This is a genomic window from Streptomyces sp. NPDC107517, from assembly GCF_055582645.1.
On record NZ_JBVJPM010000013.1, the window covers coordinates 86,484 to 102,280 of the forward strand.

Here is a 15,797-nt window from a genome sequence, read left to right on the forward strand (position 1 = left end):
CGCGAGAGGTCAGTCTCCTATGGACCTCAACACCATCACGGAAGTCGTCCGGCGCCCGCTCGACCGGCCCGGCGTGGACTGGCGCGAAGGCGATGCGTGGCTTGCCGGTGGTACGTGGCTGTTCTCCGTGGAGCAGCCGAGCCTGCGCCGACTGGTCGACCTGACGGCGCTCCGCTGGGATCCCCTCGTCCCGAGTCACGCGGGACTCGAGATCGGCGCCACGTGCACCATTCGCGATCTCCATTCCTTTGACTTTCCGGACGAATGGATTGCGGGCGCTCTTTTCGCAAAAAGCTGCGAAGCCTTTCTCTCCTCGTTCAAGGTATGGAATTCTGCGACCGTCGGCGGAAATATCTGTCTGTCCCTGCCTGCCGGACCCATGATCACGCTGACGGTCGCGCTGGAGGGACGGTACGAACTGTGGGCTCCCGACGGGTCCACACGCACCGTCGATGCCCTGGACTTCGTGACCGGCGACCATCAGAACGTTCTCGCCCCCGGGGAAATCCTGCGGCGCATCGACATTCCGACCCAGGCCCTGAGAAAACGCGCCGCGCACCGCCGCTTCACGCTGACCCGCCTCGGCCGCTCGACGGTCTTCCTCGTCGGTACGCAAACACCGGGCACGAGCGACCTGTTGCTCACCGTCACCGCCGGCACGACACGGCCGGTGCGCCTGGCTTTCGACGCCGTGCCCGATGCCTCGACCCTGCGGCGGAGCATCGACGCCCTCCCCGCCGGCCTCTGGTTCGCGGATGCCAATGGGACCCCGGATCACCGCCGCCATCTGACGAAGCACTTCGCCGAAGAGATCCGTCGTGAACTGTCGGCCGGAGGCCTGCCATGACGTACGTCGTGAACGGCAGGACTTTCGACGAGGAGCCGGGCCCCGGCCAGTGCCTGCGGACCTTCCTGCGGTCGCTCGGGCACTTCGGCGTCAAAAAGGGCTGCGACGCGGGCGATTGCGGCGCGTGCACGGTGTGGCTGGACGGCAATCCGGTGCACAGCTGCATCACCCCCGCATTCCGCGCACAGTGCCGTGAGGTGACCACCATCGAGGGGATTGGAGAGCCAGGTCGACTGCATCCCGTGCAGCGGCAGTTCCGTGACGCACCGGGGTTCCAGTGCGGTTTCTGCACCGCGGGGATGATCATGACCTCGGCGACCCTCACCGAGGACCAGAAGGCGGACCTGCCCCGCGCGCTGAAGGGCAACCTCTGCCGCTGCACCGGCTACCGGGCCATCGAGGACGCCGTGAAGGGCGTCGTCGGCGTCGAGACCGCCGCGCCCGGAAAGGCCGTCGGGACGAGCGTCGCCGCCCCTGCGGGCAACGACGTGGTGACCGGGCGCGCCGAGTTCACGATGGACACCGATATCGAAGGGCTGCTGCACCTCAAAGTGCTGCACTCGCCGCACGCGCACGCACGGATCGTGTCGATCGACAAGACCGCCGCCCTGGCGGTGCCGGGCGTGCACCGCGTCTACACCTGGGAGGACGTGCCGCGCCGGCGGTTCTCCACGGCGATCCACACCGACCACCTCGTCGATCCGGACGACACGTACATCCTCGACGACACGGTCCGCTTCGTGGGCCAGCGCGTCGCCGCGGTCGTGGCCGACACGGTCGGCGCGGCGGAGGAGGGCTGCCGAAGGATCGAGGTGGAGTACGAGGAGCTCCCGGCGGTGTTCGACCCCGAGGCCGCCATGGCCGACGGAGCTCCCCAACTGCACAGTACGGACGACCCGTTCGTCCGCGATTCCGCCCACAACATCCTGCTGGAGATGCATGCGCACATCGGCGATGTCGACGCGGGGTTCGCCGAGGCCGACGTGATCCACGAAGGGACGTACTCGTCACCCCGCGTGCAGCATGCCCATCTCGAAACGCACGGCTCCATCGCCTGGGTGGAGAACGGCCGGTTGACCGTGCGTACCAGTTCACAGTCGCCGTCGATCGCGAAGGTCAAGCTCGCGCATCTCTTCGCGCTGCGCCCGGACGAGGTCCGCGTGTTCTGCAAGCGGGTCGGCGGCGGCTTCGGCGGCAAGCAGGAAGTGATCTCGGAGGATCTGGCGGCGCTCGCCGCCCTGGACACCGGCCGTCCCGTCTGCTTCGAGTACACCCGCGAGGAGGAGTTCACGACGGCTTCGCCCAGGCACCCGATGAAGCTGACGGTCAGGCTCGGCGCGAAGGCGGACGGCACGCTCACGGCGTTCCAGGTCCGCAATGTGTCGAACACGGGCGCGTACGGAAACCACGGCGGCGAGACCCTGTACGCGGGCGGCGCCGCCGTCATGATCTACCGCTGCCCCAACAAGAAGTACGACGCGTTCTCCGTCTACACCAACACCGTGCCGAGCGGGGCGCTGCGCGGCTACGGGATGACGCAGCCGGCGTTCGCCGTGGAGTCGGCGATGGACGAACTGGCCCGCTCCCTGCACCTCGACCCGCTCGAACTGCGACGCCGCAACATCGTGCGGCCGGGCGATCCGCTCATCGCCCTGCACGACGGCCCCGACGACGTGATGTTCAACGAGGACGGGCTCGGCAAGTGCATCGATCTCGTGGAACACGCCATGGCCCGCGCCGTCAACGAGCCGCCGCCCGGCTCCGGTTGGCTCATGGGGTCCGGGGTCGCGAGTTCCCTGCACGAGACCGCGCCCCCGACCGAGCACCTCTCCGAGGCCTGGGTCACGCTCGGCGACGACCTCGTGTACGAACTGGCCGTCGGCACGGTCGAGTTCGGCGAGGGCACGTCGACCGCGCACGTCCAGATCGCGGCCAACCAACTGGGGACGACGCCTTCGCGCATCCGCCTCGTGCAGTCGGACACTGACCGCACGGGATTCGACACCGGCGCCTTCGCGAGCGCCGGACTCTTCGTGGCGGGCAACGCCGTCCTCCGCGCGGCCAACGCCGTACGCGACCGCATCCTCGAATTCGCGGCCGCGCACACGGGGGTCCACGTGGTCATGTGCTCGTTGGGCGACGGGGAGGTCGTCTGCGGGGACCAGCACGTGGCGCTGGGCGAACTCGTCGCGCTGGCCCGCGCGCGCGGAATCCGGTTCACCGCCGCACGCAAGGCGTACGGATCGCCCCGAAGCGTCGTGTCCAACACGCAGGGATTCAAGATCGCGGTGCACCAGGTGACGGGCGAGATCCGCATCCTCTACAGCGTTCAGGCCACCGACGCGGCCGTCGTCATCAACCCGGCGCAGGTCCGGGGTCAGGTGGAGGGCGGGGTGGCCCAGGGCATCGGCTTCGCGCTCACCGAGAACTACCAGGTCGATGCGGGCGGAGCCATGGCCAACCCGAACCTCCGCAACTACCGGATCCCCACCTACGCCGACGTCCCGCGCACGGAACTGCTCCTGGTGAAGTCGGCGGATTCCTTCGGGCCCATGGGGTCGAAGGGGATGGCGGAATGCTGCATCAACCCGGTGGCCCCCGCACTGGCGAACGCCCTCCACGACGCCACCGGCGTCCGCTACCGCGCACTGCCCCTGACGCCGGAGCGCATCTACAGCCGGCTCATGGAGAACCGGTCGATACGGACGGCCTGAGCCCGCCCTCATCCAGGAACCGGGTCAGCACCCCGCCCATGGAAACCCGGCAGCAGCTTCAGTCCACAAGAAGTCGGCGGGCTGGAAGCGTCCGTCCCAGGCGCGCCAGCGGGGACAGCGCCATCAGCAACGGGGACAGCAGCATCCCCGCCGCCGTCACCGCGAGGCCGAGGCGTAGCCCCCACACGTCCGCGAGGAAACCGCCGAGCAGGGAGCCGAGCGGGGTCAGGCCCATGCCGACGAACGTGATGGTCGCCGCCGCCCGGCCCTGCATGCCGTCCGGGGTCAGGGCCTGCCGGACGCCCATCACCGTGACGTTCACCAGCTGGCCGAAGGTCCCGAACACGAGGCTGACCGCGACGAGGACGAGAACCGTTCCCGCACGGGAGCCGTGCAGCGCGGGCACGACCAGGAACGCGCCGTCGCCGAGGGCCGCCGCGGCCACGAGCACGACGCCGTGCCCGAACCGGCCCGGCAGACGGGCTGCCAGCAGCGAGCCGAGGAGCGCGCCCGGCCCCGTGGCCGCGAGCGCCAGACCGACCTCCGTGCCGGACAGGTGCAGTTCCCGTGGCAGGAAGAGCAGATAGACGGTCATCGTCGCCGCCAGCGAGAACTGGAAGGCGGCCGAGGCGAGGCACACGGCCCGCAGTGAGGTGTCCGTGACGACGAAGCGGAGGCCCTCGCCGATCCGCCGCCAGACCCGCGGGAGGCGTTGGGAGGACGGTCGCGTGGGCTCCTGGAGAGGCTGCGAGAGGTCCCGCGTGACCTCCGGATGACGCTGTGAGCGCTCTTGCGTGGGCTCCGGGATCGACTCGCCGCGGCGGATCCGTCGGATCGACAGGAACGACAGCGCGAAGAAGAGAGCGCCGGATGCGGCAGCGATCGATGCCGACAGGAGTGAGATCAGCGCCCCTCCGAGTGCGGGGCCGGCGATCTGGGCGGCGGAGCGGCTGCCCTCCAGGGCGCTGTTGCCCCGCACGAGCTGATCGCGTTCTACGAGCCGTACGAGAGACGCCTGGTAGGCCACGTCGAAGAACACGGAGAGTGCCCCGACGGCGAAGGCGGTCACGAGCAGCGCGGGCAGGCCGAGAGCGCCGAAGAGCCCTGCCGCGGCGGCGGCGCCCAGAGCCAGGGCCCGGCCCATGTCGGCCAGGACCATCACCGTGCGGGTCCGCCACCGGTCCACCCACGCGCCGGCCAGGAGCGAGAGCAGCAGGATCGGCGCCTGCCCCACCGCGCGCAGGACGCCGAGCTCACCGGCGCCGGCGTCGAGCGTCAGGACGGCGCAGAGCGGCAGAACCACCAGAGTTGTGTGTTCGCCGAGTTGGGAGACCGTCTGGCCCACCCAGAGTCGGCGGAAGTCGCGGTCCCGCCACAGGCTTGGGGAAGCAGATCGGCCGGAGGCGGATCCGGCGGAGGAAGCAGATCCCGCGGAGAAACGGGAGAAATCAGAGGAACCAGAGGACGCAGACGAACCAGAGGATGCGGAGGGCACAGGGATCCCTTGCAGTGCAGACGACGAGGCCCGCCACCGGGCGCGCAGTGGGCGCACCGACGGTTCGGGCAGGAGAGAGCTCGCTGTGCCACACGACAGGGGCAGCACGCGATGACGGGCCGATCACGGCCTACGGCGTCACAGCGTGCGCGTACGACCGGGCATCTCTCACTCCTCCTGGGTTGCTCGCCGCCCCGACACTAGCCCGTACCTAAGGAGAGCGACATGGGAAAAATCGTGATCAGCGAGAACGTCTCGCTCGACGGGGTCGTCCAGGACCCGACCGGCGAGGAGGGCTTCAGGCGCGGGGGCTGGTTCGACCGGATGGCGGACAAGGACCGGATCGAGTGGACCAAGGTCGAGTTCGACGAGGCGCTGGGCACGCAGGCGCTGCTGCTCGGGCGGCGGACCTACGAGTGGTTCGCGGCCCGGTGGCCATCGCGGAGCGGCGCGTGGGCGGAGCGGCTCAACGCCCTGCCCAAGTACGTGGTGTCCTCGACCCTCGTCGACCCCGAGTGGAACAATTCGACAGTCCTCGACGGCGAGGTGGTCGCCGCGGTCTCGAAGCTGAAGCAGGAGCTGGACGGGGACATCGTCGTCTATGCCCGCCGCCGGCTCGTGCGCACCCTGCTCGACCACGGTCTGGCCGACGAGCTGCGGCTGATCGTCCACCCGGTCGTGCTGGGGGCGGGCGAGCGCCTCTTCGGCGAGACGGGCACCGAGCTGTCGCTGAGCCTCCTCGACACCCGTACCGTCGGCGACGGCCTCGCGGCGCTCACGTACGGGATCGTCCGGGACGCCCGGGGACACGCGGCCCGAACCGGGGTCGCCCGCGGTGCGCCGCGCCGCCTCCGCGGTCACGATGAAAGAGGCGTCACAGAAGACGGCGTCACAAAGGGAGACTCCCCCTTTGCATAATCATTCTTTGGGATGCATACTCTTCCTATGTCTAAGGTTCTCACCTCCCTTCCCGCCGGCGAGCGCGTCGGCATCGCCTTCTCGGGCGGCCTCGACACCTCCGTCGCGGTCGCGTGGATGCGCGACAAGGGTGCCGTCCCGTGCACCTACACCGCCGACATCGGCCAGTACGACGAGCCCGACATCGCGTCGGTGCCCGGCCGTGCCAAGACCTACGGTGCCGAGATCGCGCGCCTGGTCGACTGCCGTGCGGCACTGGTGGAGGAGGGCCTGGCCGCGCTCGCGTGCGGCGCGTTCCACATCCGCTCGGGCGGCCGCGCCTACTTCAACACGACGCCGCTGGGCCGCGCCGTCACCGGCACCCTGCTGGTACGGGCGATGCTCGAGGACAACGTCCAGATCTGGGGCGACGGCTCGACGTTCAAGGGCAACGACATCGAGCGGTTCTACCGTTACGGCCTGCTGGCCAACCCCCACCTGCGCATCTACAAGCCGTGGCTCGACGCCGACTTCGTGACGGAGCTGGGCGGCCGCAAGGAGATGTCGGAGTGGCTGGTCTCCCACGACCTGCCGTACCGCGACAGCACCGAGAAGGCGTACTCGACCGACGCCAACATCTGGGGCGCCACCCACGAGGCGAAGACGCTGGAGCACCTCGACACCGGTGTGGAGACCGTTCAGCCGATCATGGGCGTGCGGTTCTGGGACCCGTCGGTGGAGATCGCCGCCGAGGACGTGACGATCGGCTTCGAGCAGGGCCGCCCGGTGACGATCAACGGCAAGGCGTTCGCCTCCGCCGTCGACCTGGTCATGGAGGCGAACGCGATCGGCGGCCGCCACGGCATGGGCATGTCCGACCAGATCGAGAACCGGATCATCGAGGCGAAGAGCCGCGGCATCTACGAGGCCCCGGGCATGGCGCTGCTGCACGCCGCGTACGAGCGTCTCGTGAACGCGATCCACAACGAGGACACCCTCGCCCAGTACCACAACGAGGGTCGGCGCCTCGGGCGGCTCATGTACGAGGGCCGCTGGCTGGACCCGCAGGCCCTGATGGTCCGCGAGTCGCTCCAGCGCTGGGTCGGCTCGGCCGTCACCGGCGAGGTGACGCTGCGGCTGCGCCGCGGTGAGGACTACTCGATCCTCAACACCACCGGCCCGGCGTTCAGCTACCACCCGGACAAGCTGTCGATGGAGCGGACCGAGGACTCGGCGTTCGGCCCGGTGGACCGGATCGGCCAGCTCACCATGCGCAACCTCGACATCGCCGACTCGCGCGCCCGCCTCGAGCAGTACGCGGGCCTCGGCATCGTCGGCACGACGCACCCCGAGCTGATCGGCGCCGCGCAGGCGGCGGCGACCGGCCTGATCGGCGCGATGCCGGAGGGCGGCGCCGAGGTCATCGCCTCCCGTGGCGAGGTCACCGAGGACGACGAGCTCCTGGACCGCGCCGCGATGGAGTCCGGCACCGACTAGCACCGACGGGCAGGGCACAAGCGAGGAGGAGGGGTGGCCGCTGCGGCCACCCCTCCTCCTCGCTCTCTTTCCAGGCCTCTACGCGGCTTCCACCACGTCCGCCGGGTTCGCGAACTGTGTGCGATACAGCTCCGCGTACCGGCCCTCCTCCGCGAGGAGCGACTCATGGGTGCCGCGCTCCACGATGTGGCCGCCCTCGACCACCAGGATCTGGTCGGCGGACCTGATCGTGGACAGACGGTGGGCGATCACGACGGCGGTACGGCCTTCGAGCGCCTCGGCGAGGGCTTCCTGCACGGCCGCCTCGGACGTGTTGTCCAGGTGGGCGGTCGCCTCGTCGAGGATGACGACGCGCTGCCGGGCGAGGAGGAGGCGGGCGATCGTCATCCGCTGGCGCTCGCCGCCGGAGAGCCGGTAGCCGCGCTCGCCGACGACGGTGTCGAGGCCGTCGGGCAGGGAGTGGACCAGGTCCTCCAGGCGCGAGCGGCGCAGCACGTCCCACAGGTCGTCCTCGCTCGCTCCGGGCCTGGCCAGGAGGAGGTTGGCGCGGACGGTGTCGTGGAAGAGGTGGCCGTCCTGGGTGACCATGCCGAGGGTCTCGCGCAGGGATACGGCGGTCAGGTCGCGGACGTCGACCCCGCCGATGCGTACGGCGCCCTCGTCGGTGTCGTAGAGGCGGGGCATGAGCTGGGCGACGGTCGACTTGCCGGCGCCGGAGGTGCCGACGAGGGCGACGGTCTGGCCGGGCTCGGCGCGGAACGAGATGCCGTGCAGGACCTCGGCGCCCCCGCGGGTGTCGAGCGAGGCGACCTCTTCGAGGGAGGCGAGGGAGACCTTGTCGGCGGACGGATAGCCGAAGCGGACGTCCTCGAACTCCACGGCGACCGGCCCCTCGGGCACCTCCCGGGCGTCCGGCTTCTCGTCGATCAGCGGCTTGAGGTCGAGCACCTCGAAGACGCGCTCGAAGCTGACGAGCGCGCTCATGACCTCGACGCGGGCCCCGGCCAGGGAGGTCAGCGGCGCGTAGAGGCGGGTGAGGAGCAGGGCGAGGGAGACGACGGCGCCCGCGTCGAGGGTGCCCTCGATGGCGAAGTAGCCGCCCAGGCCGTAGACGAGCGCGAGAGCGAGAGCCGAGACGAGAGTGAGCGCGGTGATGAACGCGGACTGCGCCATGGCCGTACGGACGCCGATGTCCCGTACGCGGCTTGCGCGGGCGGCGAACTCGGCGGACTCGTCGCCGGGCCGGCCGAACAGCTTGATCAGCGTGGCGCCGGGCGCCGAGAACCGCTCGGTCATCCGGGTCCCCATCGCCGCGTTGTGTGCGGCCGCCTCGCGCTGGAGCCGGGCCATCCGCGTACCCATGCGCCGCGCGGGCACCACGAACACCGGCAGGAGGACCAGCGCGAGGAGCGTGATCTGCCAGGACAGTGTGAGCATGACGGCGAGGGTGAGGAGCAGGGTCACGACGTTGCCGACCACGCCGGAGAGCGTGTTGCTGAACGCTCTCTGCGCGCCGATCACATCGTTGTTGAGGCGGCTGACGAGGGCGCCGGTGCGCGTCCGGGTGAAGAAGGCGACGGGCATGCGCTGCACATGGTCGAAGACGGCCGTGCGCAGGTCGAGGATCAGGCCCTCGCCGAGGTTGGCCGAGAGCCATCGGGAGACGAGGCCGAGACCCGCCTCCGCGAGCGCGATCACGGCGATGAGGAGAGCGAGGCGGATGACGGTGCCCTCGTCCTCGCCGGCGACGATGGTGTTGACGACGTGCCCGGCGAGGACCGGGGTCGCCACGGCGGTCAGCGCGGTGACCACGCTCAGGACGACGAACTGCGCGATCCGGCGCCGGTGCGGACGCGCGAAGGCGCCGATGCGGCGCAGGGTGGCGGGGGCGAAGGGTCGGGTGTCCTGCTGGGCGTTCATGACGCTGTGCAGCTGCGTCCACGCCGTGGTCTCCATGCTCATGGAGTAGACGGTAAGACCTCAAGCAAGCTTGAGGTCAACGGGATACCCCAATTCGGGGTGGACGGCCCCTGGGAGGGGCGCGGCCGGCGTGCCACGCTGAACATCAACTCAGCGACGATCACTCAGGAGGGTTCGGATGCCGGTCCGCGTCGAGCGCCGAGGGCATGTCACCACGGTCGTACTGTCCCGCCCCGAGGCCCGCAACGCGGTCGACGGGCCCACGGCCGCCGAACTGGCCGCCGCCTTCAAGGAGTTCGACGCCGACGCGTCCGCCCGCGTCGCGGTGCTCTGGGGCGAGGGCGGCACGTTCTGCGCGGGCGCCGACCTCAAGGCCATCGGCACGGAGCGCGGCAACCGGGTCGCCGAGGAGGGCGACGGGCCGATGGGCCCGACCCGGCTGCGGCTGTCCAAGCCGGTGATCGCCGCCGTGAGCGGGCACGCGGTGGCCGGTGGCCTCGAACTGGCGCTCTGGTGCGATCTGCGGGTCGCCGAGGAGGACGCCGTCTTCGGGGTGTTCTGCCGGCGCTGGGGCGTGCCCCTCATCGACGGCGGCACGGTGCGCCTGCCCCGGCTCATCGGCGAGAGCCGCGCCATGGACCTGATCCTCACGGGCCGTCCGGTGCCCGCCCCGGAGGCGTACGGGATGGGGCTGGCCAACCGCCTCGTGCCGCCCGGCCGGGCGCGCGCCGAGGCGGAGGAACTCGCGGAACAGATCGCGGGCTTCCCCCAGGCCTGCCTGCGCGGCGACCGCGCCTCCGTGCTCGACCAGGCGGGGCAGGGCGAGGAGGCGGCCATGGCGGGTGAACTGCGGTACGGGACAGCCGTATTGGAGGAGAGCCTGAAGGGGGCCGCGCGGTTCGCGTCGGGGGCGGGGCGGCACGGGTCGTTCACCGACATGTGACCCGTCACCGCGCCCGCCCCCGGCGACGGATCAGGCGGAAGTGTGCAGCGGCACCGTCAGCTGCTTCAGCCAGGTGCCGGTGGTGAAGTCACGCGCCTTGATGACGACCGAGCGCGGGCCCACCTCGACCTGGAGGCCCTGGTTGAAGGCGCCGCCGAGCGAGACCTCGCCGCCCTTGCCGTCGTCCATCCAGCCGACCTGCACGGCGGCGGTGTTGACGACGGTGAACCCTTCGAGGTTGCCGGTGCCGGGGACGACGCGGCGCACCACCCAGTCGGACAGGTTGAGGTCCCAGTGGGTGTGCCCGGAGAACAGGAACACGTCCTTGTGGCGGCCCAGGATCGACAGGAGCCGGTCGGGCTGCAAGTAGTCGCTCATGTACAGCTTGTTGTGCGTGCCCGACACCGTGTTGGGCAGCGGGTGGTGGGTCAGGACCATGACGGGACGGCGGCGGCGCGCCCAGTGGGCGAGCCGGTCCTCCAGCCACGCGAACTGCTCGTCGCTGATCCACACCTCGTCCCACAGCTTCGCGTCGTGGTAGTGGGAGTAGCGCTCGGTGCCGAGGCTGAGGACCGGTACGCCGCCGAACGAGGTCTCCGAGTAGACCTGGCCCCGCTCCGCGAACTTGTAGAAGCTGCGGAACAGTGAGTCCTCGGTGGTGCCGTTGGGCCAGGTCGCCTGGGCGAGGGTGCTCGGGTCGCTGTACTTCGGCACATAGAACTCGTGGTTGCCGATGGCCCACGCCACGTTCTCGGGGTGCGGGTGCTTGTCCAGGGTCTGCCGGACGGCCGCGTACTCGAAGTCGTAGCCGCGCGGGGTGATGTCACCGGCTATACCGAGGCCCGCGCTGCGGGGGTTGACCGAGTGCAGGTCGTCGAGCGCCTTGCCGAAGTCCGTCAGGTCGCCCTGGATGTCGCTGATGATGTTGAACCGCACCGTTCCGCCGTCGTCGTGGCGCTGGGCCGCGGGCTCGGCGGCGGGTGCGGCGGCGGCCGCGGGAGCCGGGACCAGGGAGCCGGTCGCGGCGAGCGCGCCGCCCGCGAGCGTCGCGCGCCCCGTCGTGGCCATGAACGATCTGCGATCCATCGGTGTGTCCTCCAAAGCGACTGCCCCCGTGTACGGGTGATTGGTCGCCTTGAGCGTTACGGGTCGTGATGGCCTGACGACGTACCGGAGGTGACCGACTCCTTAAGACTGGTCTAGCCCAGTTACCTTTTCGAGATATCCCCGCGTCCGATGTGTCCTGGCGCCCTCTAACCCAGTTCGAGGGTGGTGATGCCGAAGATCCTTTCCTGGGCGAACGGCCGGACAGGACCGGTGTACATGCGGGCCGTGGCGAACCCGGGGGTCAGGCCGTACGCCTCGGCGAGTGCCACGGCGGCGGGGTTGGATTCGGGCACGTCCACGGCGACCGGGGCCCGGCCGACCGTGGCGAGCAGGGCGTCGAACAGCGCGCGGGCGTCCTGCGGGGTGTCCGCGAACAGCGGGCCGACGCGGAAGGCATCGCGGCCCGGACGGATGACGCCGTAGCCCGTGACGCGGCCGTCGACGACGCGGGCGAGGGCGCGGTGGCCGTCACCGGCGAGCCAGGCGGCGAGGAAGCGGGGGCGCTCCGCCGGGTAACAGGCGCTGTCGTACAGGGCAATGGCCTTCAGGCCGCCCGCCTCGGCGACGGGGATGACGGTGCCGGGTCCGGGGTCGCCTTCGGCCGGGTGCGGGGCCTGCGGTACACCTGCGTAACGGACGGTCGTGTGCACCAGCTCGAAGCCGGACTTGCGGTAGTTGTCCTGCTGCGCGGGGACGCCGTCGAGGCCGACCGTCCTGCTGCCCGCGTGCGCGAGGCCCGCCTTCCAGGTGGCGATGCCGTAGCCGCGGCCGCGCAGGTCGGGCCGTACGAGATAGAAGCCGAGGAAGGCGTAGTCGTCGCCGTAGTTGACCACGGAGATCGCGGAGACGGGCTCGCCGTCGACCCGGCCGATGAAGAAGCCGTCGGGGTCCTGGGCGAAGAAGCTGCGGGCGTCGGCGAGGCCCGGGTTCCAGCCTTCTTCCGCCGCCCAGCCGCTGATGACGGACCAGTCGTCGAGCGTGGCCCGGGTGATGTCGAGCCGCTCGGGCACCTCGGGGGTGCCTGCGGTCGGGTGGTTGCCGGAGGTGTGGGGGTCCGGTCGCGTCATCGTCGCCTCTCCGTTCCTGCGCGGCGCGCTCCTGGCCCGCCGCCTCGATCCGTGCCGGGCCCATCCTTCCCGATCACCTCCCTCCGTCGCGACCACTGAGGCACGATGATCGGACACCTGACCCAGCCGAGCCTCTTCACAAGGGAGTTGTCGCATGGGAGAGAGCACGCCGCCGCCCGCCGACCGGATCGACACCAGCAGGCCGCATCCCGCGCGCGTCTACGACTGGTTCCTGGGCGGCAAGGACAACTACCCGGTCGACGAGGAGCTCGGCCGGCAGATCGTGGCCCTCGAACCGCAGGCCAAGTACGCGGCCCAGCACAACCGTTGGTTCATGCAGCGCGCCACGCGGCATCTCGCCGGGGCGGCCGGGGCGCGCCAGTTCCTGGACATCGGCAGCGGCATTCCCACCGAGCCCAACCTCCACCGCATCGCCCAGGGCGTCGCGCCCGACGCCCGTGTCGTGTACGTGGACAACGACCCGATCGTGCTCGCCCATGCGGGGGCGCTCCTGCGCGGTACTCCGCAGGGCAGCACCGAGTACCTCTCGGCGGACGTGCGGGAGCCGGAGAAGATTCTTGAACTCGCCGCGAGCACACTGGAGTTCGACCGCCCGGTGACGCTGTCGCTCATCGCGCTGCTCCATTTCGTCCCGGACTCGGACGGCGCCCACGACCTCGTGCGCACCCTGGTGGGCGCGCTGCCGTCGGGAAGCCATCTGGTCCTGTCGCAGCTCGCCGGCGACTTCGATCCGGAGCGGACGCGCGAGGCCGTGGCGATGTACGCGGCGGGCGGGGTGACGCTCGTGCCGCGCTCGCGTGAGGAGATGAGCCGCTTCTTCGACGGGCTCGACCTGCTGGAACCCGGGATCGTGTGGCTGCCGGACTGGCATGCGGACCTCGGCGTGGACGAGATCAGGGACGGTTCTCCGGTGCCGCTGTACGCGGGGGTGGCGCGCAAGCCGTAACCCTCGGCCGGACCCCGAGAACCCTCGGATTCACCCCCGCATCTTTATGGTCACCTTGACTATATTCAAGGCACGCCATATCGTCGCCATGACGAAAACGACCAGGGGGTTCCTGTCATGGCCGACATCAAGCGCCGTTTCGGACTGCACCACTTGCGCTCCGCGCCCACCGCGCACATCCGTCACCACAAGCGCGGCGCGCTCGCCCACGACGGCACGGGCCTGAGCTTCTGGTTCCGGGCGCTGAGTGCGGCGCTGTCCGAAGTGCCCGTGGACGACCGGGAGTTGGCGGTCACGTTCCACGCGCGGACCGCCGACTTCCAGGACGTCGCCGTGCAGGCCTCGGTGACGTACCGGATCAGCGATCCCGCGCTCGCCGCCGCGCGGCTCGACTTCTCGCTCGACCCGGACACCGGCGCCTGGCGCGGCACGCCCCTGGAGCAGCTGTCCGCGCTGCTCACGGAGACGGCGCAGCAGCACGCGCTGGACGTCCTGGCGCGCACCCCGCTCGCCGAGGTCCTCGCCGACGGCGTGACGGCGGTGCGCGAACGGGTCGCGGCGGGTCTCGCCGCGGAGCCCCGGCTGCCCGCGACCGGCGTGGAGGTCGTCACCGTGCGCGTCGTGGCACTGCGCCCCGAGCCCGAGGTGGAGCGGGCGCTGCGGACGCCGGCCAGGGAGCGGATCCAGCAGGAGGCCGACCGGGCGACGTACGAGCGGCGCGCGGTGGCGGTCGAGCGGGAGCGCGCCATCGCCGAGAACGAGCTGGGCAGCCGCATCGAACTGGCCCGGCAGGAAGAGCAGTTGGTGGAGCAGCGGGGCACGAACGCACGGCGCGAGGCCGAGGAGAACGCGGCGGCCGACGCGGTACGCGCCGAGGCGGAGTCCTCGCGCGCGGTGCGTCTGGCGGGCGGCGAGGCGGAGGCCGCACGCGCGGTCGGTGAGGCGCGGGCACACGCGCAGGAGGCATGGCTGCGGGTCCACTCGGAGGTGGACGCCGCGACGTTGCACGCCCTTGCCGCCACACAGCTGGCGCAGAACGTGCCGCGGATCGAGAACCTGACCCTCTCCCCCGATGTGCTCACGGGCCTGCTCGCACGGCTGGGCCACGACCGGGGTGAGCGGTCGTGACGCTCGCGCCACGCGCGGTACTCGTCCACCGGACCACGGAGTACGAGGAGTTGCTGGCCCGGCACGGCACGCACGGTCAGGCCGCCTTCTTCCTCTCCTCGCGCGGGCGCTCCGTCGAGGAGGTGGCCGAGCGCCATCACCGTACGATGCGCGCGCTCGCGGAGGTCGCGGCGGCCGTGCCGCTGTCGTGGCGCAGGTCCCGTGTCGAGCGGGCGGATCTGGACCGGTTCCTCTTCGGCCCGGAGGACGTGGTGGTCGTCGTCGGGCAGGACGGTCTGGTCGCCAATGCCGCCAAGTACCTTTCGGGCCAGCCGGTCCTCGGCATCGACGCGGAACCGGGGCGCAATCCGGGGGTGCTGGTGCGCCACCGCGTGGCCGACGCGGCGAAGCTGCTTCCGGCGGCCGTCTCGGGCCGTGCCACCGTCGACGAACTCACCATGGTGGAGGCCGTCGCCGACGACACTCAGCGGCTGCTCGCGCTCAACGAGATCTGCCTCGGCCCGCCCTCGCACCAGACGGCGCGCTACCGGATCGGCCCCGACGACGACACACACGCACCCGAGGCCCAGGCCTCATCGGGTGTCCTGGTCGGCACCGGGACCGGCGCCACCGGCTGGCTGCGTTCACTGTGGCAGCAGCACGCGAGCACACTTCCACTGCCGGGCCCGGCGGAGCCCCGGCTGCTCTGGTTCGTACGGGAGGCCTGGCCCTCGCCCGCCACCGGCACGTCCCACGTGGAGGGCTCCCTCGGTCCCGGCGAGCGGCTGCGCGTCACGGTCGAGTCCGACCGCCTGGTGGCCTTCGGCGACGGCGTGGAGAGCGACGCACTCGAACTGACCTGGGGTCAGACAGTGTGCGTGGGAGGGGCGAAGGAACGGCTGCGGCTGGTGACGTGAGCCCTCCGGCGCGGTGACTACTCCGGCGTCGGTGTGTCGTGGCTGTGGTACATCGCCTGGACGTCGAGCTCCAGCTTCACCGTGGGACCGACCACCGGGATGCCCCGGGCCAGCATGCTCCGCCAGTCCAACGTGTAGTCCTCCCGGTGGAGTTCGGCCGTGGTGCTGGTCTGCAAGGAGGTGGGGGCGAGGACTATGGAATCGCCTCTGGCCTGGTCTTTTGGCTCGGATTACTTGGGGATACTTCGCCAAGGAAGACCGGGCGAGGACACAGACGCGACTGGCACGGATCTCTTCGACGGGGCAGAGGGTTCCGACA

At 70.7% G+C, this 15,797-nt stretch carries 12 protein-coding genes and 1 pseudogene; 8 read left to right on the plus strand and 5 right to left on the minus strand.

What is annotated here, in order from left to right; translation table 11 throughout:
- Positions 1–19: 19 nt before the first annotated feature.
- Together ACZ67T_RS27675 and ACZ67T_RS27680 are read left to right on the plus strand one after the other, a co-directional pair.
- Positions 20–847: an FAD binding domain-containing protein gene (locus ACZ67T_RS27675; RefSeq protein ID WP_469987687.1), complete on the plus strand. Its 828-nt coding sequence runs from the start codon at positions 20–22 to the stop codon at positions 845–847.
- Complete coding sequence (locus ACZ67T_RS27680; RefSeq protein ID WP_469987688.1) at positions 844–3,561, plus strand: molybdopterin-dependent oxidoreductase; 2,718 nt, start codon at positions 844–846, stop codon at positions 3,559–3,561. Before ACZ67T_RS27675 ends, ACZ67T_RS27680 begins: the two co-directional genes overlap by 4 nt.
- Before the next feature lie 58 nt (positions 3,562–3,619).
- Here the strand turns inward: ACZ67T_RS27680 and ACZ67T_RS27685 are convergent, their stop codons facing one another.
- The gene (locus tag ACZ67T_RS27685) at positions 3,620–4,939 is read right to left on the minus strand and encodes an MFS transporter (RefSeq protein ID WP_469987856.1); all 1,320 of its coding nucleotides are present in this window, start codon (positions 4,937–4,939) and stop codon (positions 3,620–3,622) included.
- Positions 4,940–5,281: 342 nt separating this feature from the next.
- On the opposite strand from ACZ67T_RS27685, the gene ACZ67T_RS27690 reads away from it, so the two are divergent.
- Both ACZ67T_RS27690 and argG read left to right on the plus strand, forming a co-directional pair.
- A complete protein-coding gene (locus tag ACZ67T_RS27690; protein WP_469987689.1) occupies positions 5,282–5,974 on the plus strand; it encodes a dihydrofolate reductase family protein in 693 nt (230 codons plus the stop codon).
- A 27-nt stretch (positions 5,975–6,001) separates the two neighbouring features.
- Positions 6,002–7,450, plus strand: coding sequence for an argininosuccinate synthase (gene argG / locus ACZ67T_RS27695; RefSeq protein ID WP_469987690.1), 1,449 nt, complete (start codon positions 6,002–6,004; stop codon positions 7,448–7,450).
- A 78-nt stretch (positions 7,451–7,528) separates the two neighbouring features.
- Here the strand turns inward: argG and ACZ67T_RS27700 are convergent, their stop codons facing one another.
- The gene (locus ACZ67T_RS27700; RefSeq protein ID WP_469987691.1) at positions 7,529–9,412 is read right to left on the minus strand and encodes an ABC transporter ATP-binding protein; all 1,884 of its coding nucleotides are present in this window, start codon (positions 9,410–9,412) and stop codon (positions 7,529–7,531) included.
- 136 nt (positions 9,413–9,548) lie between these two features.
- Between ACZ67T_RS27700 and ACZ67T_RS27705 the strand changes: the two genes are divergently transcribed.
- Positions 9,549–10,313 (plus strand): crotonase/enoyl-CoA hydratase family protein, encoded by a 765-nt coding sequence (locus ACZ67T_RS27705; RefSeq protein WP_469987692.1) that lies wholly within the window; start codon positions 9,549–9,551, stop codon positions 10,311–10,313.
- A 30-nt stretch (positions 10,314–10,343) separates the two neighbouring features.
- Here the strand turns inward: ACZ67T_RS27705 and ACZ67T_RS27710 are convergent, their stop codons facing one another.
- Together ACZ67T_RS27710 and ACZ67T_RS27715 are read right to left on the minus strand one after the other, a co-directional pair.
- On the minus strand, positions 10,344–11,399 hold the full coding sequence (locus ACZ67T_RS27710; RefSeq protein ID WP_469987693.1) for a metallophosphoesterase family protein: 1,056 nt from the start codon (positions 11,397–11,399) through the stop codon (positions 10,344–10,346).
- A gap of 167 nt (positions 11,400–11,566) precedes the next feature.
- Complete coding sequence (locus tag ACZ67T_RS27715) at positions 11,567–12,487, minus strand: GNAT family N-acetyltransferase (RefSeq protein WP_469987694.1); 921 nt, start codon at positions 12,485–12,487, stop codon at positions 11,567–11,569.
- A gap of 154 nt (positions 12,488–12,641) precedes the next feature.
- On the opposite strand from ACZ67T_RS27715, the gene ACZ67T_RS27720 reads away from it, so the two are divergent.
- From ACZ67T_RS27720 to ACZ67T_RS27730, 3 genes are all read left to right on the plus strand, one after another.
- Complete coding sequence (locus tag ACZ67T_RS27720) at positions 12,642–13,454, plus strand: SAM-dependent methyltransferase (protein ID WP_469987695.1); 813 nt, start codon at positions 12,642–12,644, stop codon at positions 13,452–13,454.
- A 117-nt stretch (positions 13,455–13,571) separates the two neighbouring features.
- A complete protein-coding gene (locus ACZ67T_RS27725) occupies positions 13,572–14,582 on the plus strand; it encodes an SPFH domain-containing protein (RefSeq protein ID WP_469987696.1) in 1,011 nt (336 codons plus the stop codon).
- Entirely contained in the window at positions 14,579–15,478 is a 900-nt protein-coding gene (locus tag ACZ67T_RS27730; RefSeq protein WP_469987697.1) for an NAD(+)/NADH kinase, read from the plus strand. Before ACZ67T_RS27725 ends, ACZ67T_RS27730 begins: the two co-directional genes overlap by 4 nt.
- Positions 15,479–15,495: 17 nt before the next feature.
- Here ACZ67T_RS27730 and ACZ67T_RS27735 read toward each other — a convergent pair.
- Positions 15,496–15,639: pseudogene (locus tag ACZ67T_RS27735) on the minus strand (YceI family protein); the annotation flags it as partial.
- Between the last annotated feature and the right edge of the window lie 158 nt (positions 15,640–15,797).